Source organism: Rhodococcus sp. ACS1 (assembly GCF_002300155.1).
In the GTDB taxonomy this organism is placed as follows: Bacteria; Actinomycetota; Actinomycetes; order Mycobacteriales; family Mycobacteriaceae; genus Rhodococcus_F; species Rhodococcus_F koreensis.
This window is the reverse complement of sequence record NZ_NSDZ01000011.1, coordinates 466,180-488,180: the sequence shown is the minus strand read 5'-3', so window position 1 is coordinate 488,180 and position 22,001 is coordinate 466,180. Positions and strand designations below refer to the sequence as shown.

General features: G+C 67.7%; 19 protein-coding genes. 8 read left to right on the top strand and 11 right to left on the bottom strand.

Features of this window, described 5'->3' with window-relative positions; genetic code table 11:
* Nucleotides 1-63 precede the first annotated feature (63 nt).
* The 6 genes from CJ179_RS43715 to CJ179_RS43690 all read left to right on the top strand — a co-directional run bounded on the left by CJ179_RS43715 (nt 64) and on the right by CJ179_RS43690 (nt 6,893).
* Nucleotides 64-1,266, top strand: coding sequence for a cytochrome P450 (locus CJ179_RS43715; protein ID WP_095865571.1), 1,203 nt, complete (start codon nt 64-66; stop codon nt 1,264-1,266).
* Nucleotides 1,259-2,689 (top strand): aldehyde dehydrogenase family protein, encoded by a 1,431-nt coding sequence (locus tag CJ179_RS43710; RefSeq protein WP_095865570.1) that lies wholly within the window; start codon nt 1,259-1,261, stop codon nt 2,687-2,689. Before CJ179_RS43715 ends, CJ179_RS43710 begins: the two co-directional genes overlap by 8 nt.
* Nucleotides 2,686-3,492: a coniferyl-alcohol dehydrogenase gene (locus tag CJ179_RS43705; protein WP_095865569.1), complete on the top strand. Its 807-nt coding sequence runs from the start codon at nt 2,686-2,688 to the stop codon at nt 3,490-3,492. Before CJ179_RS43710 ends, CJ179_RS43705 begins: the two co-directional genes overlap by 4 nt.
* Nucleotides 3,489-4,985, top strand: coding sequence for a pyruvate, phosphate dikinase (locus tag CJ179_RS43700; protein WP_095865568.1), 1,497 nt, complete (start codon nt 3,489-3,491; stop codon nt 4,983-4,985). Before CJ179_RS43705 ends, CJ179_RS43700 begins: the two co-directional genes overlap by 4 nt.
* Nucleotides 4,986-5,062: 77 nt before the next feature.
* Nucleotides 5,063-5,770 (top strand): TetR/AcrR family transcriptional regulator, encoded by a 708-nt coding sequence (locus tag CJ179_RS43695; protein WP_095865567.1) that lies wholly within the window; start codon nt 5,063-5,065, stop codon nt 5,768-5,770.
* An 82-nt stretch (nt 5,771-5,852) separates the two neighbouring features.
* Nucleotides 5,853-6,893 (top strand): ferredoxin--NADP reductase, encoded by a 1,041-nt coding sequence (locus tag CJ179_RS43690; protein ID WP_095865566.1) that lies wholly within the window; start codon nt 5,853-5,855, stop codon nt 6,891-6,893.
* 22 nt (nt 6,894-6,915) lie between these two features.
* On the opposite strand, the gene CJ179_RS43685 is transcribed toward CJ179_RS43690, so the two are convergent.
* From CJ179_RS43685 to CJ179_RS43640, 10 genes are all read right to left on the bottom strand, one after another.
* Nucleotides 6,916-7,896: a nitronate monooxygenase family protein gene (locus CJ179_RS43685; RefSeq protein WP_095865565.1), complete on the bottom strand. Its 981-nt coding sequence runs from the start codon at nt 7,894-7,896 to the stop codon at nt 6,916-6,918.
* A gap of 32 nt (nt 7,897-7,928) precedes the next feature.
* Entirely contained in the window at nt 7,929-9,284 is a 1,356-nt protein-coding gene (locus tag CJ179_RS43680) for an NAD(P)/FAD-dependent oxidoreductase (protein WP_095865564.1), read from the bottom strand.
* A gap of 45 nt (nt 9,285-9,329) precedes the next feature.
* On the bottom strand, nt 9,330-10,022 hold the full coding sequence (locus tag CJ179_RS43675) for a transporter (RefSeq protein WP_095865563.1): 693 nt from the start codon (nt 10,020-10,022) through the stop codon (nt 9,330-9,332).
* A gap of 34 nt (nt 10,023-10,056) precedes the next feature.
* Complete coding sequence (locus CJ179_RS43670; protein WP_095865562.1) at nt 10,057-11,355, bottom strand: FAD-binding oxidoreductase; 1,299 nt, start codon at nt 11,353-11,355, stop codon at nt 10,057-10,059.
* 2 nt (nt 11,356-11,357) lie between these two features.
* A complete protein-coding gene (locus CJ179_RS43665) occupies nt 11,358-11,735 on the bottom strand; it encodes a hotdog domain-containing protein (RefSeq protein WP_072943681.1) in 378 nt (125 codons plus the stop codon).
* Nucleotides 11,732-13,396 (bottom strand): NAD(P)/FAD-dependent oxidoreductase, encoded by a 1,665-nt coding sequence (locus CJ179_RS43660; RefSeq protein ID WP_095865561.1) that lies wholly within the window; start codon nt 13,394-13,396, stop codon nt 11,732-11,734. The genes CJ179_RS43665 and CJ179_RS43660 overlap by 4 nt, the downstream gene beginning before the upstream one ends.
* 107 nt (nt 13,397-13,503) lie before the next feature.
* Nucleotides 13,504-14,961 (bottom strand): aldehyde dehydrogenase, encoded by a 1,458-nt coding sequence (locus CJ179_RS43655; RefSeq protein ID WP_095865560.1) that lies wholly within the window; start codon nt 14,959-14,961, stop codon nt 13,504-13,506.
* A gap of 44 nt (nt 14,962-15,005) precedes the next feature.
* Nucleotides 15,006-16,100 carry a Zn-dependent alcohol dehydrogenase gene (locus tag CJ179_RS43650; protein ID WP_095865559.1) on the bottom strand — a complete coding sequence of 365 codons (1,095 nt, stop codon included), beginning with the start codon at nt 16,098-16,100 and terminating at the stop codon, nt 15,006-15,008.
* Between the two features lie 14 nt (nt 16,101-16,114).
* Nucleotides 16,115-16,894, bottom strand: coding sequence for an enoyl-CoA hydratase/isomerase family protein (locus tag CJ179_RS43645; protein ID WP_072943688.1), 780 nt, complete (start codon nt 16,892-16,894; stop codon nt 16,115-16,117).
* 10 nt (nt 16,895-16,904) lie between these two features.
* A complete protein-coding gene (locus tag CJ179_RS43640; protein ID WP_257016104.1) occupies nt 16,905-18,527 on the bottom strand; it encodes a class I adenylate-forming enzyme family protein in 1,623 nt (540 codons plus the stop codon).
* A gap of 307 nt (nt 18,528-18,834) precedes the next feature.
* Between CJ179_RS43640 and CJ179_RS43635 the strand changes: the two genes are divergently transcribed.
* Nucleotides 18,835-19,515 carry a TetR/AcrR family transcriptional regulator gene (locus tag CJ179_RS43635; RefSeq protein ID WP_095865557.1) on the top strand — a complete coding sequence of 227 codons (681 nt, stop codon included), beginning with the start codon at nt 18,835-18,837 and terminating at the stop codon, nt 19,513-19,515.
* Between the two features lie 42 nt (nt 19,516-19,557).
* Here the strand turns inward: CJ179_RS43635 and CJ179_RS43630 are convergent, their stop codons facing one another.
* A complete protein-coding gene (locus CJ179_RS43630) occupies nt 19,558-21,027 on the bottom strand; it encodes an MFS transporter (RefSeq protein ID WP_095865556.1) in 1,470 nt (489 codons plus the stop codon).
* 290 nt (nt 21,028-21,317) lie between these two features.
* On the opposite strand from CJ179_RS43630, the gene CJ179_RS43625 reads away from it, so the two are divergent.
* Complete coding sequence (locus tag CJ179_RS43625; RefSeq protein WP_095865555.1) at nt 21,318-21,995, top strand: TetR/AcrR family transcriptional regulator; 678 nt, start codon at nt 21,318-21,320, stop codon at nt 21,993-21,995.
* The last annotated feature ends 6 nt before the right edge of the window (nt 21,996-22,001 follow it).

Genomic DNA, 22,001 nt, shown 5'->3' with positions numbered 1-22,001 from the left:
GCGATTTGTGCTTTAGTGACACCAATGTCACAAACGAACGTGACCGTGACGGGAGACATCCAAATGACCACCAGCAGTGGTATCGACCTGATGGACCTGCGGGCATTCGCCTCCGGCTACGCGGACGAGATCTTCGCGCAGTTGCGCAACGAGGACCCTCTGCACTGGAACGAGGAACCGAACGGCCCGGGATTCTGGTCGGTGACTCGATACGCCGACGTCAAAGCAGTTGCCGCGGACCACGACACGTTCACCGTCACCCAGGGGACGCAGATCGCGAGCAGGCGCGCCGAAGGCGAAGGCGCCCGCAGCATTCACCACGTCGACCCACCGGAGCACGGTCCGCTGCGCAAGATCGTCACCCCGCACGTGCGACCCGCCAAGGTGAAGGCCCTCGTCCCGGACATCGAGGCGGTGATCGACGACCTGCTGAACAAGGCCGTCGGCGCGGGGCCGATCGACCTGGTCGCGAACATCTCCGCTCAACTGCCACTGGTGATGATCGGTCGACTGCTCGGCGCCCCGCTCGAGGACTGCCCGAACCTGCTGCGGTGGACGAACCAGATGGCCTCGGAGGACCCCGACTACTCCGCGGGCCCCGAGACCGCCGTGCGCGCCCGCGACGAGGTGTTCGCCTACTTCCGGGCCCTCGAGACCGAGCGTCGGGCCTGCCCGGCCGACGACCTGGTCAGCGTGCTGACCGCCGCCGAACTCGACGGGGTCCCGCTCAGCCGAGGTTACCTCGACGCCTACTACCTGATCCTGATGGTCGCCGGGAACGAAACCACTCGGAACCTGCTGTCGGGCGGTGTGCTCGCCCTGCACGAGAACCCGCAATGGTGGGACGTTCTGCGCGAGAATCCGGGCAAGATCCGCTCCGCGGTCGAAGAGATGGTGCGTTGGGTGTCGCCGGTGCTGTCGATGCGGCGCACCGCCACCCGGGACGTCGAGATACACGGCAAGACCGTGAAGGCCGGCGACAAGGTCGTCATGTGGTTCTGTTCCGCGAACCGGGACGAGCGGGTGTTCGAGGAGCCGGACACGTTCCGGGCCGATCGGTTCCCGAACGAGCACCTGGGTTTCGGGTGGGGCGATCACGCCTGCCTCGGCGCCAACCTCGCCCGCCTCGAGGCGAAGCTGTTCTTCACCAAGCTCGTCGAACGCGGCATCGACATCGACGTGGCCGATTCCCCGAAGCGACTGCAGAGCAACTTCTTCCGCGGCATCAAGACCCTGCCCGTGCGATTGGAGCCGCGCAATGGCTGACACCTTCGACCGGGCCGGTTGTCTGATCGACGGCGACTGGTTCGTGCCGGCCGGGCCGGTGATCGAGGTGATCGACCCGTTCACCGAGTCCGTGATGGGTGAGGTCGTCGACGCCGGATCCGAGGTCGTCGACGACGCCGTGCGGTCGGCCGCAGCAGCCCATCCGGCGTGGCGGCGCACCGACGTCGTCGAGCGGGCGGAGTTGCTCGACCGTGCCGCGGATCTGCTCACCCGTGACGGCTCGGCGATCGCGGCACTGGTCAGCCGGGAAATGGGTATGCCGATCTCGCTCGCGGAGGTCACACAGGCCCAGCTCCCCGCCGACGTGCTGCGGGCCACCGCCCGCACCGCCCGCGACTTCCCGTGGTCGCAGGACATCGACGGGGCCACCCTGGTCCGACGCGGCAGCGGGGTCGTCGGCGCGATCACGCCGTGGAACATGCCGGTCCATCAGATCGTCGCCAAGGTCTCGGCCGCACTCGCCGCCGGATCGACCGTGGTGCTCAAGGCGTCGGAGATGACCCCGTACGACGCGAACGCGCTCGCCGCGCTGTTCCTCGAGGCGGGATTTCCGGCCGGGGTGTTCAACGTCGTGACCGGAACCGGTGCGGTCACCGGAGCCGCACTGGCCGCGCACCCGGGCCTCGCGCACGTCTCGTTCACCGGCAGCGTCGTCGCCGGTCGCACGGTGGCCTCCCTGGCGGCGCAGACGTTGACCCGCTGCACCCTCGAACTCGGCGGAAAGTCACCTGCCGTGGTGCTGCCGGACGCGGACCTCGAGACCGCGCTCACCGGGGTCGTCACTTCCGGTCTGGTCAATTCCGGTCAGGCCTGCAACGCCACCACCCGCCTGCTGATCCCGGAACACCTCGCCGCCGACTCCGTCGACATCATCGAAGATGCAGTCGCGCAGCAGGTCCTGGGTAATCCCGCGGACCCCCGGACGCGTCAGGGGCCGCTCGTCTCGGCGCGCCAACGTGAGCGTGTCCTCGACCACATCGGTGACGCCGTCGCCGCCGGCGGGCACCTGCTCACCGGCACGGGCAAGCCGTCCGAGGCGTCCCCGACCGGGTACTTCGTCGATCCCACCGTCATCACCGGACTGCCCGAGGACGCCCGGGCCATCCGTGAGGAGATCTTCGGCCCCGTCATCGCCGTGCAGATCTACACCGATGTCGACGACGCCGTCCGCATCGCCAACGACTGCGCGTACGGGTTGTCCGCGGAGGTGTGGTCCGGCGACGTCGAGCGCGCTCGCGCCGTCGCCGGACGGCTCGACGTCGGCCAGGTCAAGATCAACGGCGTCCGCACCCGCAATCGGCCCACAGTTCCCTTCGGTGGCGTCAAGAATTCCGGCTACGGCCGCGAACTCGGCCACCTCGGCATCGAGGAGTTCACCGACGTGATGGCGGTAATATCATGACCGGCAACACTTTCAGTGGAAACGTCGTCGTCACCGGGGCGGCATCGGGGATCGGGCTCGCCCTCGCCGGCCAGTTGAGCGCGGCAGGCGCCACGGTCTACGCCCTCGACCGGCGCGACTGCCCGATCGGACCGGTGCGCACCCTGCTGTGCGACCTCTCCGACCCCGGCTCGATCAGCGACGCCGTCGCGGCCCTCCCCGGTGAGGTCACCGGGCTGGCGAACGTCGCCGGTGTCCCGGGCACCGCTGCCGCGCAGACCGTGCTGGCGGTCAATCTTCTCGGGCCGCGCCTGCTCACCGAACTTCTGCTCCCCCGCATGACCGCGGGATCGGCGATCGTCAACGTCGCCTCCGTCGCCGCGCACCGCAACACCGAATCCCCGGAGTCGATCGACGAACTACTGCGGGTCCGCGACCGCGCGGACCTGCACGCCTGGTTGCGTGACCACCCCGTCAAGGGGCCCGCCGCCTACGACACGTCCAAACGCGCCCTCGTCGACTGGACGCAACTGCTGTCGGCGAAACTGACGGCACGCCACATCCGTGCGCTGTCCGTCAGCCCCGGACCGGTCGAGACACCGATCCTCGCCGACTTCGAAGCCAGCATGGGCGCCGACGCGATGGCACGATCCCACGACGCGGTCGGCAGACACGGCTACCCCCACGAGATCGGCGCGGTCGTCGCGTTCGCCCTCTCCCCCGCCGCGTCCTGGCTCAACGGCATCGACATCCCGGTCGAAGGTGGCCTGTTCGCCACCCGTGCGGCCGCCAAATCCCCCGTTTTCGAAGGACTCTCGCTATGACCTCCTCCAGCAGCCCGGCCGAGCACGTCATCACCCTGGACGGCACCCACCCCAGCACCCGCGAGGTACTCGGCGGCAAGGCCTACAGCGTCAACAAGATGCGGGCGATGGGACTGCCGGTCCCCCCGGCGTTCGCGCTGCCCACCGGTGTCTGCGCGGTCTACCACGACAACGGCCGATCACTGCCGGACGAGATCTGGCAGCAGGTCCTCGAACACCTGCGACGACTCGAAACGGAGACCGGCCGCCGGTTCGGCGCCGGTCCGTCCCCGCTGCTGGTGTCCGTTCGGTCCGGCGCCGCGCAGTCCATGCCGGGCATGATGGACACCGTCCTCAACCTCGGCCTGACCCCCGAACTGTGTGAGGCGCTCGCCGCCGAGACCGGCGATCAGCGGTGGGCGACGGACACCTGGCAGCGGTTCTGTCACAGTTACGCCGACATCGTCGCCGGCGACCCCGGTGCCGCGCCGCCGCGCGATCCGCTCGAGCAGTTGCGATCGGCGATCGGCGCCGTCTTCGACTCCTGGACCAACGAGCGCGTCAAGGCGTACCGCGCCCGGCACAACCTCGGCGCCGGCGCCGGAACCGCAGTCACCGTGCAGGCCATGGTGTTCGGCAACCGCGACGAACGGTCCGGGACCGGGGTGCTGTTCAGCCGCGACCCGGCCACCGGCGAGAACACTCTCTACGGCGAATGGCTGGCGAAGGCGCAGGGCGAGGACGTCGTGTCCGGGGAGAAGACCCCGAACCCGCTCGTCACCGTCGGCGACATCCTGCCCGACGTGTACCCGGAACTCGAGCGCATCGCCGAGGTCCTCGAACGTGAGCACCGCGACCTGGTCGACATCGAGTTCACCGTCGAAAGCGGCCGGTTGTACGTCCTGCAGTGCCGGGCCGGGAAGCGTGCTCCGCGCGCCGCGGTCCGGATCGCCGTCGACCTCGTCCGCGAAGGTCTCATCACGGCCGACGAGGCGGTCTCCCGCGTCTCGGCCGAGCAGGCCGCGAGCCTGGCGAAAACGCAGGCGGTGCACGCCGACCGGACGGTCCTGGCCGGCGGCCTCGGCGCCGGCCCCGGTGTCGCCGTCGGGCAGGCCGTCAGCGACCTCGACCAGGCCCTCGACCTCGCCGCGGCCGGCACACCCGTCGTGCTCGTTCGCCCCTCCACCGCTCCGGACGACGTGCCCGCGATGTTCGAATCGGTCGCCGTCGTCACCGAACTCGGCGGCAGCACCTCCCACGCGGCGCTGGTGTGCCGGGAGATCGGGCTGCCGTGCGTCGTCGGCGCCGGAGTCGGCACCGTCGCGAAACTGACCGGGCTGACGGTGACCGTCGACGGCACCACCGGCGCGGTCTACGAGGGCGACGCCCTGCACACCCCCGACGAGGGCGACGTCGACGAGTACCTCACCGAACTCCTCGGCTACCTGCCCGACACCGTCCCGGTGGATCATCCGCTCGCACAGTTGCGCTCTGCGCACCTGGAACGGGCATAACACGAGGTCAGAACGATGCGACATCCACGGTCAGTGATATCTTGTTCGCAAACTCGGGCGACGGAGAGGGGGCGGCGATGACCACACAGCGACAGGTCCCACCGCGCACGCTCGACGACGTCTACACGCACGTCGGCCTCGTCGAACCCGGCGCGGCCACCCCGAAACGTCCCAACCGCCGCGGGGAGCTCACCCGGGAACGCATCGTGCAGGCCGCCATCGAATGCTTCAGCGAGTACGGGTACACCCGCACCCGGGTCTCCGACATCACCCACCGCGCGAAGACCGCGCAGGGAAACTTCTACCGGCACTTCACCGACCTCGACGACGTCTTCCTCGCCGCCATGCACACCGGGCTCCAGGAATTGTCCGAGGCCACCAGCCGCAAGACGACCACCAGCGGCGAACTCGAAGCGCTGATCGAGGTCAACAGCACCTACCTGCACGCCTACTCCCGGCACCGGCACATCCTGCGACTGCTGCGTGAAGCTGCCGCCGCCAGCGCCAACGAGGGTTTTCAGCAGCTGTGGCTGCAACTGCGTGACGACTTCATCGCACGCACCCGCCGCTGGCTGGAGAAACTGCACGACCGCGGGGAGATCGGGGACACCAACCTCGACCTGCTCGCCGAGTCGCTCGGCTGCATGACCGAGCAGATGGCCTACGTGCACGTCGGTCTCCCCGCCTCGACCCCCAAACGCGAACGCATCGACGAACTCGGCCGCGCCCTCGGTGAGGTCTGGTTCCGGGCGCTGCCCCCGGTCGCGTCGCCCTCCGAGCACTGACCACATTCCACCGGCTCCCTTCGGCCGCCGACGGCCGGAACGTGTCGCTTCCCCATCCTGAGCTGCAACGAAAGACGCACCCATGACCAACGTCGCACCCGATTCTCTCGGCTACACCGTCCGTGTCGCCGACGTCATCGCCGAGACACCCGACGCCTCCTCCCTCGTCATCGACGTCCCGCAGGAGATCGCCGACCGGTTCGCGTACCGGCCCGGGCAATTCCTCACCATCCGGATCCCCAGCGAACGCACCGGTTCGGTGGCGCGCTGCTATTCCATCGCCAGCTCGCCCACCACCGACGACCGGATCAAGGTGACGGTCAAACGCATCGTCGACGGATACGGCTCGAACTGGCTGTGCGACAACATCACCGCGGGCGACGACGTGCATGTGCTGCCACCGTCGGGCACGTTCACCCCGCACAGTCTCGACGGCGACTTCCAGCTGTTCGCCGCCGGCAGCGGCGTCACCCCGGTGATGTCGATCCTCAAGTCCGTGCTGGCGTCCGCGACCGGCACCGTGTCCCTGTACTACGCCAACCGGGACCGGGAATCGATCATCTTCGACGCCGAACTCGCCGACCTCGCCAAGGAGCACGCAGACCGGCTCACCGTCGAGCACCGACTCGAGAGCGAGGCGGGGTTACCGAGCCCGGACAATCTCACCCAATTCGCCGACGGCGGCCAGGACGGCACCGTCTTCGTCTGCGGACCCGCACCCTTCATGGCCATGGTCAAGGAGACGCTGACCAGCATCGGGTACGACCGGCACCGGATTCACATCGAGGAATTCCGGTCCCTCGACGGCGACCCCTTCGCGCCGATCAAGCAGGTCACCGCCGACGCCGCCGCGTCGTCGACCGTGGACGTCACCCTGGACGGCGACACCCACACCCTGTCTTGGCCGGCCGACGCAACCCTGATCGACGTGATGGTGGGCGCCGGGATCGACGCCCCGTACTCCTGCCGCGAAGGCGAATGCGGATCCTGCGCCTGCACCCTGCTGGAAGGGACCGTCGACCCCGGGGTCACCGACGCCCTCGATCCCGACGACGTCGCCGACGGCTACATCCTCGGCTGCCAGGCGAAGCCGACCAGTCCCACGCTGAAGATCGAATTCTGAAGCGTCCGGTTGCCGGGCTGATTCAGTCGCGGAGCTGATCGGGCAATGAGCGGGTGATGATCTGCTGAGCCTCGGTAAGGATCGAGTCCACTACCTCCTCGCAGCTGCCGATGTCGTGGATCAGGCCCTGAGCCTGACCGGCCCACCACATGCCGCCTTCGACGTCTCCGTTGCCGTACACCTGCTCGCGGCCGCGGACACCGCTGGCCAAGTGGGCGATGTCGTCGAACGTGGCACCCGGTCGCCGCGACAGTGTAGCGATTTCTTCGGACACCGAGTTGCGGGCGACACGGGCGGAGTTGTGGAACTCGCGGAAGACGATGACGGTGTCGCGTTCGGTGTTGTCGACGATCTGTTGTTTGACGTTGTGATGGATGGGCGCCTCCGTGGTCGCCATGAATCGGGTGCCCATGTTCACCGCCGACGCTCCCAGCGCGAGGGCGGCGACAAGTCCGGCGCCGGTGGCGAGTCCGCCGCTGGCGATGATCGGGATCGACAGTGCCCGGGCCGCAGCGGGGATCAGCACGAGCCCGGGAACGTCGTCCTCACCGGGGTGCCCGGCGCACTCGAAGCCGTCGATGCTGATCGCGTCGACGCCGAGTTGCTCGGCCTTGACGGCGTGCCTCACCGAGACCGCCTTGTGGATCACCTTGACACCCGCGGCTTTGAAGGTGGGCAGGTGTGGGGTCGGGTTGCCGCCGGCGGTTTCGACGATGGTGATGCCGCTGTCGACGATGGCGTCGCGGTATTCGGCGTAGGGCACCGGCTGGATGGTCGGCAGGATGGTGAGGTTGACGCCGAACGGTTTGTCGGTGAGGTCGCGGCAGCGGGCGATCTCCTTGACCAGCGCCTCGGGGGTGGGTTGGGTGAGGGCGGTGAGGAATCCGAGCGCCCCGGCGTTGGCCACCGCGCCGATCAGGTCTGCGGTGCCGACGGCGGTCATGCCGCCGCACACGATGGGGTGTTCGATCCCGAAGGTCTCGGTGAAGGTGTTGGTGAACATGCGCTTCCTCGTTCTTCTGTTCGGGGACTGGTCTAGCGCTGCCGGCTCAGGCTCGCCAGTACGGCCTTCGCCGCGCGCTCGCCCGACGTGGCTGCGTCGGCGAGCGACGGCAGATCGAGCTGGTAGTCGCCGGCGAGGTAGATGGTGCCGAGCGGATCACGCAACGTCGGAAGCGAGTTCCTCCGCCCGGGCGCCCAGAAGGGCACGACCCGATGGTGCTTCCGCACGATGCCCTCGCCCAGCTTCCCTTCCAGCTCGGGGAACACTGCGAGCAGGTCCTGCCGGTATCGCGACACGATCTCCTCGTCGGGGAGGTCGAACAACGCGTCGGCGTGAGCGCCGCCGGCGAAACAGGCCAGTGCTCCACCGGGCTTGCGGTCGTCGCCGTTCCGCATCGCCGCGGCGTGGTTGAACATCGCCTGGAACGACAGTTGCGGCGTCGAGACAGCGAAGTACTCGTCCCAGCGTTGCGGCCCGACTTCGTCGGTGAAGAATCCGACGATCACGTACCGGCCGTAGGTGATGTCGTTGAAAGCATTCCGGTGCTGCTGCGAGAGGTCCGGGATGATCCGCTCCGCGATATCGGCGGGTGCGGTCACGATCGCGCGCTTCGCCCGCAGCCGCACCGGTCGGTCACCGTCGTGGTAGTCGACGACCACGCCGTCACCGTCGCGCCGCACCGAGTGCACCGCCGAGTTCAGCCGGATCCGGTCACCGAGATCCTCCGCCAGCACGTCGGTCAGCGTTTGGTTGCCACCCACCGGCAGCGAGAAGTTCGGGATCTTCTCCGGGTCGGCCAGTGCGAGGCCGACCGACGTGACGAACTGGGTGGCGGCCGTCTCCTCCACCTCGCATCCCATCCACTGCGCCGACCACGACCGGACGACGTCGGCGGCCAGCTTCGACCGGACGCCCTTCAGTAGGTACGACGCCAGCTTGGTGTCGAGGTTGGCGCGAACCCGTTGTGCGATACGGCTCTGCGACTCCAGGAACGGCGTGACCGCGAGGATGCGTGCACCGACGATGGCCATGCCGATTCGGTCCATCAGGGTCATCCGCGTGCGGAACATGAGTGCGACGGGATTCGAGGTGTCGACCACCCCGCCGTTCAGGTACAGCGCAACGCTCTTGCCTGCGAGCGAGCCCATCTCGATCCCGTGCCGGTCGAGGGCATCGATCAGTGTGCCTGTGCCCTCGGTGAACTGAGTGCCGACGTTGATCCAGTAGTCGCCCTTCCGGACGGTCTCGACTCGGCCGCCCACGCGGTCGGTGGACTCGAGCACGACTACGTCGGTCTCCGGCGACAGCGACGTCGCCGCCGTCAAACCCGCCATTCCGGCGCCGACGACGACCACCTCGGTGGTCTCTTCCTGTACGTGCGTTGTCATTTCGGTTCCTGACTCTCGATCGATCACAAGGGAAGGTCCGGCCGCTCAGGCCGTGACCTCAGCGCCGCTGACGGCCTGAGCGTCGACGCGCTTGTTGTGGGCGTCGAACGCCCGGTACGCACGGAAGTACGTGAACATCTGCAGGCCCCACGTGGACAGCGCGAAGATGTAGAAGATCGTGTGCTCCGCGTCGTCGCCCGGGATGTGGACGAAGTCGTAGGTCGAGGCGATGACGAATCCGCAAGCGGTGGCGATGGCGACCGACATGGCGTGACCGTGCTCGCCGATACCCCACAGGCGCTTGACGAAGTAGATCAGGAACAACGTGGTGAGCACGTTGACGACGATGAAGAAGATCGTGGCTGGGGTGCCGATGTGGTACTGGTACCCGAGGAGGAGGAAGCCCACCACCGCGGCGAGTGCAAACGCGCCGATGTCCACCGCGACGGACGGCTTGTATCGGTGGGTGACCTTCATCAGCCCCAGAACCAGGATCAGCGTGATGCCGACCGACCGGGAGAAGGCGTCCAGAAAGGCTGCGCCGGTGTACATCGGACTGTCGTGACCGGCCTTCAGGATGCCGTAGACGAGGAAGTTCGAACCCGACGTTGCAACGATGATCCACTCGAGGCCGAGCAGGTAGTTCTTGTAGTTCCGGATGAACTTGATCCCGTATGTGAATCCGACGGCGATCATCCAGATGTCCGCTACCGCGAAGAGCAGTTCTCGGATGGACATGATTTTCTCCTTGGAGGGTGGCTTACGCCGATGGTTATTTCGTGAGGGCTGCCAGGCGATCCGAGGCACGGTCGGCGAGCCAGGCCGCGTGCAGCGCGGGGCCGCTGACGAGGCTGGGCCAGAAGCGCTTCCGGCCGTGCCAGATCGCGGCCAGGTCGTCGTATAAGGGCGCGCCGCCGATGCGGTCGGCGAGCAGGTGGCCCACGTACTGCGCCTGGGCGAAGCCGTGGCCGTTGCAGGCGAGCGAGTAGAGCACGTTGTCGGAGGCCTCGCCGGCGACGGGGAGCCACGTGGAGCTCATGCCGATCCAGCCGCCCCAGGCCTTCTGCGGTTCGATGTCGCGCAGGCCGGGGAAGCGGTCGCGGAATCCGCGGACGAGGTCGTCGGCGACGTTCCGGGCAGGGGTGCGGTCCGGCAGCGGATTCCGCCCGGTCTGCACGCGGCGGGTGCCGAACACGATCGTGCCCCGCGGGGTCACACGGTAGCTCTCGATGATCATGTGCAGCGTGACCATCGGGGCACGGCTGGTCCAGCCGATCTCGTCGAGTCGCTCGGGCGCAACGGGTTCGGTCTCGACCAGCGACGTCCACACCGGGGTGGCGAGGTTCTTCGGCGCGCTGGACAGGCCTGCGCTGTAGGCGTTGGTGGTCAGCAGCGCCTTGCGCGCCCGAACCCTTCCGTCCGGAGTTTCGACGGTGACCCCGCCGCCGGTGTCCGTGATGTCGCGGGCGGGAGTGTGCTCGTAGACCCGCACGCCGGATGCGATCGTCGCGGCCCGCAGGCCGAGGACGAACTCACCCGGGTTGAGGGTCCCACCGACGCCCTCGCGCATTCCGCCGAGGAAGCCGTCCGGAAGGCCCGCCTCGCGGCCCTCGACGAATTCGGCCGACGATCCGGCCTCGGCCATGACCTTCGCGTTGCGGCGCGCATGCCGGAGCTGCCCCTTGGACACGGCGGCCATCACAATGCCGGCCTGCTCGTAGCCGCAGTCGATCCCGTGGTGGGCGATGGCGTCCTCGGCGAAGTGCACCGCGTTCTCGGCGTACCGGTAGAGGTCGCGCAGCCGCTCGCTCTTCAGCAGAAAGCCCAGCAACTCCGGATCGGCGGCAATCGAATTCGTGACGTATCCGGCGTTGCGGGAGCTGGCGCCCCAACCGAGGGTCTGCGTCTCGAGGAGCACCACGTCGACGCCCTTCTCGGCGAGGCGGAGTGCGGCCGACATGCCGCCCCCGCCGCCGCCGATCACCACCACGTCGCAGTCGATGTCACCGGTCAGGGGTTGTTCGGCGGTGGCGGGCGTTGCGGCCCAACCGGTGTCGTAGATCAGCTCCATGGTTACGCCTCCGTCTCGTCTGCGGGAATGACCGCGGTGCCGCGAGCGCGCACCGCGACCAGTGGCGGCTCCAGGACGTGCGAGCTGCCCGTGTCGTCGGAGACGCGGCAGATCACCCGAAGCTCGAAATCCACCGTGCGACTGCGATTTCCCTTCTTCACCAGCGTGGCCTCGGCCTCGACGACATCACCGCCACGAACAGCGGCGAGGAACTCGACGGACGAGTAGCCGGCGAACAGGCCCTCGTGACCGTCCAGCTCGATCGACAGGTTCGTGCCGACGTCCCCGAAAAGTTTCAGGGCGTAGGCGCCGTCGACCAGATTGCCCGCGTAGTGCGCATCGGAGAAGGCGACATAGCGCCGGTGGACCGCCTTACTCATGAAATCTCCTGATGGATCGCGCCGAGGTGGCGGGACTCTGCCTCACCGTCGATCTCGACGCCGGGGTAGCCGCGCTTGGCGATCTCGGTGCACATCCGGCGGTACTTGCCGACACCGCCGACGTAGCCCATGAACGTGTTGGGTTTGCCCTCGACGTTGGAGCCGCGGTACCAGGAGTCGGTGGTGGCGTACAGCGTCTGGGCGACGGTCTCCTCGGTGATGTCGACCCAGTCGTTCTGACCCTCGACGGTGGTCTCGACGAGCGTCGCTCCGGAGTCGCGGGCGTGCTCGATGAGGTCGGCGATCCAGTCGACGGCCTGCTCGATGGTCATCACCACGTTGCTGGCGAGCGCGGGGCTCTGGGGGCCGCCGACCATGAAGAAGTTGGGGAAGTCCGTGGTCATCATCCCGAGGTAGGTCCGGACACCGTCGCGCCAGGCCTCCTGCAGCTTCGTGCCGGACGCACCGGTGAGACCGAGCCCGTACAGCGGGCCGGTGAAGGCGTCGAACCCGATGGCGAGCACGACGGCATCCGCCTCGTACGTGCCCTCCGATGTGACGATCGCGTTCGCGGTCATCGTCTCCAGCGGCTCGTCGCGCAGCGACACCAGCGACACGTTCGGCCGGTTGTAGGTCTCGTAGTAGTCGGTACCGAAGACACTGCGCTTGGCGCCCAGCGGGTGGTACCTGGGCACCAGTAGCTCGGCGGTGGACGGATCCTCGACGATCTCGCGGATCTTGTCGTGGAGAAATTCCGAGGCGGTCCGGTTCGCCTCGGCGTCGGTGAGGAGGTCGGCGAACTCGGCGCCGACGCCCTGGAAGCCGCTGCGCTCGTACGCCGCCTCGTAGCGCCGCCGGCGCTCCTCCTCCGACACGTCGAAGGCCTTGTCGGCCACCGGGCGGTCGGGGATGCCGCCGGGCGAGTGCCGGCACTCCTCACGGATCGCCGGGTAGTCGACCTTGATGGATTCGATCTGCTCCGTGGACAGTTCGGTGTTGCGGGCAGGCATCACGTAATTCGGGGTGCGCTGGAACACCGTGACGTGCTCCGCGACCTCCGCGATCAGTGGGATTGCCTGCACGCCCGAAGATCCGGTGCCGATCACGGCGACCCGCTTGCCCTCGAGGTCGTCGAGCGAGATGTTCCACCTGCTGGTGGACACCTGGAGTCCGGTGAAGTTCCCGAGGCCCGGCACGTCGAAGTCCTTGGGGGTGGACAGGCCACCCGCACCCGAGATCAGGTAGCGGCTGCGGCGCGTCTCGCCGTTGTCGAGCCGCACCTCCCACAGCCGGTCGGCCGCGTTCCACGTCGCGCCGACCACGCGGGTGTCGAAGGTGAAGTGCTTGCGCAGGTCGAAGCGGTCGGCGACGTGTTCGATGTAGCTGAGGATTTCGGCCTGCGGCGCGAATCGCTGGCTCCACGTCCATTCCTGCTGGAGTGCCTCGTCGAACGAGTAGGAGTAGTAGATGCTCTCGACGTCGCAGCGGGCGCCCGGATAGGTGTTCCAGAACCAGGTGCCGCCGACGCTGGGTCCGGCCTCGAAACCCGCGAAGGTCCACCCGGCGTTCGTGAGCCGGTGCGAGAGGTAGAGGCCGGAGAAGCCGGCACCGACGCCGATGACATCGACGATCCCGCTGGCTGAGGTGGAGGTGGAGTTCATGCTGTCGCTTTCGTTGTATTGGTCAAACGACTCGATCAACTGACTTAGTTGAGTAGACCAGTGGTCCCGGTCACAGTCAAGGGGTGACGCGAAAGTAGACGCGATCGCTACAGAGGGAGGTCGGGTGAATCGACGCCGACCACGCGATCGCCGCAGAACACCCGGACGGACTCACCGGGGGCATGACCGCCGATTCCGGAAGCACCCCAGAAGCTCTGCGCCGAACCGTCGGCGAGATCGGCGATCTTGGCACCGTTCACCCGCACCTCGCCCGACCGCACCCGGGATCCGACCTCGATGGCGCGGTCCAGGTCGCCACCGAACACGTACGCGTCGAGACCCGAAGGGTTCGCGTTGGCGACGCGCAGTGCGTCCTCGTCGGACTCCACGGCGTGCAGGCTGACGAGCGGCCCGAACAGTTCGGCGGTCGCCATCGACGCGTCGACTCCCGAAGCGACTGTGGGGGAAAGGAAGAACCCGTCGAGTGCGGGGAGCTCTGCGGGCTGATGGATCGTCCCGCCGTGGGCCCGCAGCCCTTCGATCCGGCTCTGCAGCGTGGCGAAATGCGGGGCGTTCGAGATCGGGCCCAGCTGCGTGTTCTCGTCGAGCGAGTGCCCGATGCCGATGCGGGCGATGCGATCGAGCAGCGACTCCAGGAGCGGCTCGACGAGGCTCTTGTGCGCCAGCACCTTTCCGGGGCCCTCACACCATTGACCGTTGAGCTTGGTCATCCCGTCGAGGATCCCGTCGGCGGCCACGTCGATGTCGGCATCGTCCAGCACGAGGGCGGGGTTGTTGCCGCCGAGCTCGAGCTGGAGCACCTTGAAGTCCTCCGCGGCCGCGCGGGCGATCGCGCGGCCGGCGTTCGGGCCGCCGGTGAACGAGACGATCTTCACGCGGTGATCGCCGGTGATCGCCGCGCCCACGTCGCCCGCGCCGTGGACGAGCTGCAGCGCACCGTCGGGCAGCCCGGCCTTGACGAAGCATTCGACGATGATCTGGGCGCTGCTCGGCGCATGCTCGGACGGCTTGAGGATGACGGGGCAACCAGCGGCGAGGGCACTCACCATCTTCGCGGCGGGGATGAAACTGGGGCCGTTCCACGGAGTGAGGATGGCGGCGGGGCCCCACGGAACCTTGTACAGCCGCACGTCGCGGCCACCGGCCTCCAGCGCCGTGCGACGCGGGATGGCGCGCAGATCCGCAGCGGACGAGCGGATCCGGTGCGGAAGGAACTGCGCGACCATCCGAGCCTTCGCGATCGGGACGCCGCTGGTGAGGGCATCGGTTCGAGCGATGTCCTCGATCAAGGACTCGACGACGTCGGCCGCACGCTCGATGACCGCCGCGCGTTCCTCGCTCGCCGCGTCGTCCCAGCGCTCGAAGCCGTACGCCCGCTCGGCATGCCGCAGTGCGCGCTCCACGTCGTCCGGACCGGTGGTGACGGCGCGGTGAACCGGCCGGCCCGTGTTGGGGTCGAGATTCCACGCGTCCGGGATCGTCCGGCACTCGGACCACTCGTCGGCGATGTAGTTGATCGGCTGGGGCAGTTGAGGGTTCGACATCCGCGTCTTCCTTCGGTGCGTGGGTATGGTTGGGGTCGGTGCGGTCACACGGTGAGGTCGGCGACGATGCGGGTCACCTCGCCCGACTTCATCGCCTCGAAGCCCTTGTCGATCTCGCGGAACGGGATCACGTCGCTGACCATCTCGTCGAGCAGCAGGCTGCCCTGGAGGTACAGACGCGCGAACTGGGTGATGTCCTCGTGCGCCTGACCGGAGCCCATGTACGAGCCGATGAGGCGCTTCTCGCCGAAGAAGAAATCCGACGCGGGAACGGTGAGGTCGGTGCCGTCCGGTGCGATGCCCACCAAGCATGCGGTACCCCTGGCGCGCAAGACCGACAGCGCGGTGGCCGCGGTGCGCGCGGAGCCGACGGCCTCGAACGAGTAGTCCACCCCGTCGCCGAGCACCTTCCGGATCTCGGTGGGGACATCGGCCGCGCCGTTCACGGTGTGCGTGGCACCGTATGTCCGCGCCGCCGCGAGCCGTGCATCGTCGAGATCCACGGCGACGATCGCCGAGGCACCGGCGAGCCGCGCGCCCTGGATGATGGCCGACCCGACACCGCCGCAACCGATCACGGCCACGGTGGCGCCGGGGCGTACCTGCGCGCCGCGGAAGACGGCACCGACGCCGGTGATGATGCAGCACGACAGTAGGCACCCGACGTGCAGCCCCACCTCGTCGGGCACCGTCACCAGCGAGTTCTCCCGCATCAGGGTGTGGCGGGAAAACGCGCCGATGTCGCCGAGCCGCTCCACGACCCGGCCTCCCGGCCGCTGGAAAGCGGGCCGGGGCCGCTGCCGGATCTGCGAGGCGCGCTGGCACTGCGTCGAGTGCCCGGCCTGACAGTTGCGGCACGACCCGCACGAGGGCGTGAGGGCGCCGACGACGCGGTCGCCCGGACGCAACGAGGTCACCGCGGAGCCGACCGACTCGACGATGCCCGCCACCTCGTGCCCGACCACCACCGGCAGGTCGGCGTGCACGGTTCCGGTCATGTAGTGCAGGTCGCTGTGGCACAGGCCCACGTTGGAGACCGCGACGCGGACCTCGTGGGGCTCCGGGTCGTCGACCTGGATCTCGGTGAATTCCAGCGGCTCGTTCACCGCGGTGAGAAGTGCTGCTTCGGTGGTGATCACTCTTGTCTCCGATCTCAATTGCTCGTCGTGGGCGCCGTCGGCGCCGCGTTCTTCGATGCCCAGAAGCCCTCGATGCCCTCGGTGAAGGCGCCGGACTCCCACGAGTGGCGGGCGGCGTCGTCTTCGCGGGCGAACGCGGCCTCGATGTCTTCGGGCCGCGGCCGCAGCAGACCCAGGTGCAGTGCGGTGGTACGGGGATCGGAGTTCCACTGCCCGACCACCTCGACCGCGCGGTCCACCAGTGTCTGCGGGGCCACGATCTCGTCGAGCAGCCCGATCCGCAGAGCCTCGTCCGCATCGATCCGGCTGGAGGCCAGAATGATTCGCATCGCATGGTTCCGAACCAGGCGACCCAGGAGGAAGCTCGAGGCGTTCGAGATGATGATCCCGCGGTGGTTCTCCGGCTGGTAGTACTCGGCGGCGGGAGTGCCGATCCGGGAGTCGCAACACAACGTGATCTCCGAGGCGCCGCCGACCGCGATCCCGTTCACGGCCGCGATCACGGGGACCTTCGTCTCGAGGATCGCGCGGGTGATGTCGTGGAACGTCGCGAAGGCCTCGTGAATCTCGTCGTAGCTGGTCGGCACCGACTGCAGGTCCTCACCCGCGGAGAACGCCCGACCCGCACCCGTGAGCACGATCCCGCGGACGACGTCACCCGTCCCGAACCGGCGGATCGTCTGCGCGAACCTCACCCGGGTGGCCACGTCCATCACATTCAGCTTCGCCGGACGGTTCAGTGTGAGCACCGCGACGTCACGGTCGATGTGCACGTCCAGGTAGTTCTCGGTCATGTCCGGCTCCTCAGCTACCGCTGCGGACGGTGCGCGGCGGTTGCAGGTCGTAGGTGGTGCGCGGGTGTTCTGCGGAACGCGCCTTCAGGACCGGCTTCGACACACGCTCCGACGGGGTGCGCGGGAAATCGGCGACGAACTCGACGTAGCGCGGAACCTTGAAGCGTGCCAGCTGGGCTCGCGCGCCGTCGACGATTCGCTCTGCGGTTCCGCGGCTCTCTTCGACGCCGGTGGCCAGCTGCACGAAAGCCTTGACCTCCTCGCCGAACAGCTCGTCCGGGACGCCGACCACCGCTGCCGCGACGACGGTGTCGTCGCGCTCCAGGACGCGTTCGACCTCGGCGCTCGCGATGTTCTCGCCGCCGCGGCGGACCATGTCCTTGATCCGGCCCACCAGGCGGTAGCTGCCCGCCTCGCGGACCGCGACATCGCCGGTGTGCAGCCAGCCGTCGCGCAGGACCTGCGCGGTGTCTTCGGGCCGGTTCCAGTAGCCCAGCATCATCGGTCTGCCCGAGGTGATCAGCTCGCCGGATTCTCCCTCGACAACCTCCGCGCCCCGCGGATCGACCACCCGGACCTGCTTCGTGGGAACCGGCTGCCCCAGCCGCCCGCTGCCGACGTCGGCCGTCCGCTCGGGGAAGCTGACCAGGTCGACCCCGCTTTCGGTCATCCCGAAGATCTCCCGCCACGGTGCACCCCAACGCTGTTCGAGCTCAGCGTGCAGCGCGACGGGGATTGCCGAGCACAGCACGAGGCGTAGGTCGTTGTCCCGGTCCTGCGGACTCGGCTTCTGCTTGAACAGCAGCGTGGGCATCGAGCCGAGCACGTAGCAGAATGTGGCCCGGTGCCTGCGGACGTCCGCCATGAAACCCGAGGCGGAGAACCGGGGCAGTACCACCAGCGGTGCGCCGATCGTGAGACACAGCGAGGTGTTCCACTGCGGGTCCATGTACGAGAACGGCTGCGAGGTGAGCGCCACGTCGTCGGCCCCGAGGCCTGCCGCGCTCGCGCAGACCCACCCCAACCGAACCCAGTAGTCGTGGGTCAGCATGCACGCCTTCGGGAATCCGGTAGTGCCCGAGGTGTACTGGAGATTCGCGAGCGTCTCGCCGGAGATGGCGACCCCCGGCCTGTCCGCCGGATACTGCGCGAGTTCGTCGCACGAGGCGGCTTCGACGATCCGGACATCGGCCAGATCGGCGTTCGCGGCGCGCACCTGTTCGACGAGTGGGGTGTGTTCGGCGTCGGTGAACATCACCCTGGCGCCGGAATCCCGCAGCACGAATTCGAGGTCTGCGCGCCGATATGACGAATTGATCGGCACCGCGACGCCGCCGGCCGCGAGAATCGCGAGCCAGGCGACCGGCCACTGCACCACATTGGGCAGCATGATCGCGACCCGATCGCCTTCACGGACCCCGTCCTCGCAGACAAGTCGCTGCGCCAGGCGTGACGTCCAGTCGTCGATCTCGCCGAAGGTCCACGACCCTTCCGTGAACCGGAGGAACTCGCGGTCCGGATACCTGAGGGCCTGGATCGCCAGCAGGCCGACGAGGGTGTCGATCGGCGGGTCCTGCGCCAACCGGGCCAGGGCTGGTACACGTTCCAGTCGAACTGAGTCGACTCCGGTCATGGTCATCCTCTTCAGACTTGTCGGGTGCGATGCGGTGTTGATGCGGGTGCTGCTCGCGATCTCATGTCGTGACGGCGCATTTCGCGGTGCGCTCGTGCCCCTCCGATCGCGATGGCGCCGGGCAGTGGGCTCAGTCATAGCGTAGAAGAACATAGTCATATGATCAAGGCAAATGATCGTATGACTATAAACGCTGCGAGTCGTGAGGTTCCCATCTCGGCGATGAGGCAGCTCGCCCGCCCAGCCGACTGGTAGCGTTTGCATTGACTTGATCAGTCGTTCACATCTGATTCGACAGGAGAAATGCATGGCCCGCATTCCCGCCGCCGAACGTCGCGCCGAATTGGTGGCGGCGGCCGTGCGCATGATCGCCGCCCACGGAGTGGACGGCGCGACCACACGCCGCATCGCGCAGGATGCGAACGCTCCGCTGGCCACGCTGCACTACTGCTTTGCCACGAAAGAGGTGCTGTTCGCCGCGGTCTTCGAACACGTCACCGCGCAGTATCGAGAGGTGCTGGCGCGCAACGATGTCCAAGGTGACATCGAGACCACCGCGCGCGCCCTGTTGCGCGGCGTGATGGAGTGGTACCTGGCGAATCCGGATTTCGGCGCAGCGATCGTCGAGCTGATCAGCTGGGCCCAGCGCCAGGAGGGCAAGCAGGCCGAGATGGTGTACGACGAAGCATTCGCGACCATGCGGCCGATCCTCGAGGCCGCCGCGACCGATGCGGGCCAGTCGGTCGACCCGAAAACGATCGCCGAACTGGCCTACATCGTGTCCACGTTGTCCGACGGATTCGCGCTCAACTGGCTGGTGTTCACCGACCGTACAGCGGCCGAGCTGCAGATCGAGCTCGTCCTGGGTGTCCTCGACGCGTGGATGGCCGCCAACGTCGGCGATGTGCCCAGACCGGCGGCTCCGGCCGCGAAGGCGTCACCCGAAGACGCCCTGCGTTCGCTGGTGTCCTGGGTGAGCGTGGAGTGACGCACCCTCGACGCCGAGCGTGGAGACAGGCGTGGGACTGATTCAGAACACGGCGCTGTCGACGCGTCGACCGGACCGGGCGCGTGAGATCAGCACGGTCACCACGACTAGCAGGGCGAGAACTCCCGACAGCCAGTAGCCGGTGCCGTAGAGGCCCTTTGCCGCGACCTCGAGGCCGGTGCCGACCACCGGAACCAAAGAGGCACTGAGGTCGCCGCTGATGAGTGCCGTGCCGAAGGCGAAACCCACGGCCATGGACGTGCCGGCGACACCGGCCGCCATCCCGGCCTTCTCTTCGGGCACTGCCATCTGCACCATGGTGAAGCCGGCTGCGTAGCCGATTCTGGTCCCGAGCCCCATGACGGCAGCGCCCACGAGGTATTGCCACTGCTGGTCGTGCGCCAGGGCGAGCCAGGCCAGCCCCGATGCGCTGGTGAGCGCTCCGATGACGAAGACGGGGACACCACGGCCGTTGAGCAGGGCGCGGTCGAGCACGGTTCCGCGGACCAGGAACGCCGCCGCGAAGGGTGCCATGAGCCAGCCCGTCTGCAGCGCGCTGAGCCCGAGTCCGTAGGAGTCTTCGGGCCGAAGATTCTCGGGAGAGATCTGGGCGTACGTGCTGAGCAGCAACAGAAAGGCCGAGTTCACCGCTGCGAACAACGCGATGCACAGGCACGACGCGGTGACCAGAGGCGTCTTCATCATTGCGACGTCGAACACCGCCGAGGTCGACCGGCGCTCGACGCGCACCCATGCGATGCCACCGACGATGCCGACCACCAACGGAACGAGTGCCGCGACGCCCCACACGAGGCCTTGCGTCAGAGTCAGCAGGATCGCCGCGACCCACGCGATCATCCACACCGTGCCGAGTACTGCGATGCGGCCGTTACGCTCGGAAGGCGGGGCATGTGGGATCGTGACAAAGCACGCAATGGTCGTGGCCGCGCACACTGCGGTGAGGATGACGAAGAAGCTCCGCAGCGACAGGCTCTCGACGATGAAGCCGCCGCCGATCATGCCCACGACGATGCCGACACCGGTGGCGACGACCAGAACCGCGACGCCCACCGTGATGCCCTCCTCGCCGAGATTGCGACGCAGGAAGCCGAGCGGAAGCAGCTGCGCCGCACCACCGAAGCCCATGAGCATGCAGCCGACCAGGAGGGTCGGATAGGAGTCGCCGACAGCGGGAATGAGCGCGCCGACCGCCAGGAATGCGGACGCCGCCACGGAGGCGTTTCGGTCGCCGTACAGATCGGCGAGGCGCGGCAGCAGGATGAAGCCCGCTCCCCCGCCGAGGGTCAGCGCCGTGTACAGCCACGTCGTCTCGGCCACTGTGGCAAGGCCGTACTGCGCCTGGATGATCGGCAGCAGTGGCGGCAGGATGAAGATGACGGCGTTGGTCAGGACGATCAGCAGCGTGCCGACACCGATGAGCACTCCTTTGTTCGGCGCAGGGCGACCGACAACCTCACTGGCGAGTCCGGCTTGCGGGTGGATCTCTGTCATAGGTTTCTCCGATTCGTGATCAGGCGCGGGAGTTCGTTCGTCGTCATGAGGGGCCTGTTCCTTCGAAAGTGGGCTGGTCGCAGTGAAGGGACGCCGACGACTGTGTGATCCGGCTCATACCGTAGGTCAAGTCAGTCATACGATCAAGATGTTTGACTCATAAATTTGATGGCACTACCTGCAGCTCGAGGCGGTCCTCCTCGGCGATACGCCAGTTCGCTTTCCGATCCGACTGCTAACGTGGGAACCGACTTGATCATCTGCTCAGCTCTGCCCAGACAGGAGAACGCATGGCTCGCATCCCCGCCGCCGAACGTCGCGCCGAACTGGTGGCGGCAGCCGTACGCGTAATCGCCGCCCACGGGGTGGACGGCGCCACCACCCGCCGCATCGCGGAAGAGGCGAACGCTCCGCTGGCCACGCTGCACTACTGCTTCTCCTCCAAGGAGGCGCTGTTCGCGGCGGTGTTCGAGTACGTCAACGCGCAGTATCGAGAGGTGTTGACGCGCAACGATGTCCATGGCGACGTAGCGACCGTCGCCCGCGCACTGTTGCGCGGCGTAATGGAGTGGTACGTGGCGAATCCCGATCTCGGCGCGGCGATCGTCGAGCTGATCAGCTGGGCCCAGCGCCAGGAGGCCAAGCTGGCCGAGATGGTGTACAACGAGGCATTCGCGACCATGCGGCCGATCCTCGACGCCGCCGCTACCGCTGCGGGCCAGTCGGTCGACCCGAGAACCATCGACGAACTGACGTACATCGTGTCCGTATTGTCCGACGGATTCGCGCTCAACTGGCTGGTTACCGACCGCACATCGGCAGAGCCGCAGATCGAGCTCACCCTCGGCGTGCTCGACGCGTGGATGGCCACGAACCTCGGCGCTTCCTCCGTGCCGGTGGGCCGAGCGTCGACGGTCTCCTCCCAGCCAACCCTGCGCTCGCTCGTGTCCTGGGTGAGCGTGGAGTGATACCGC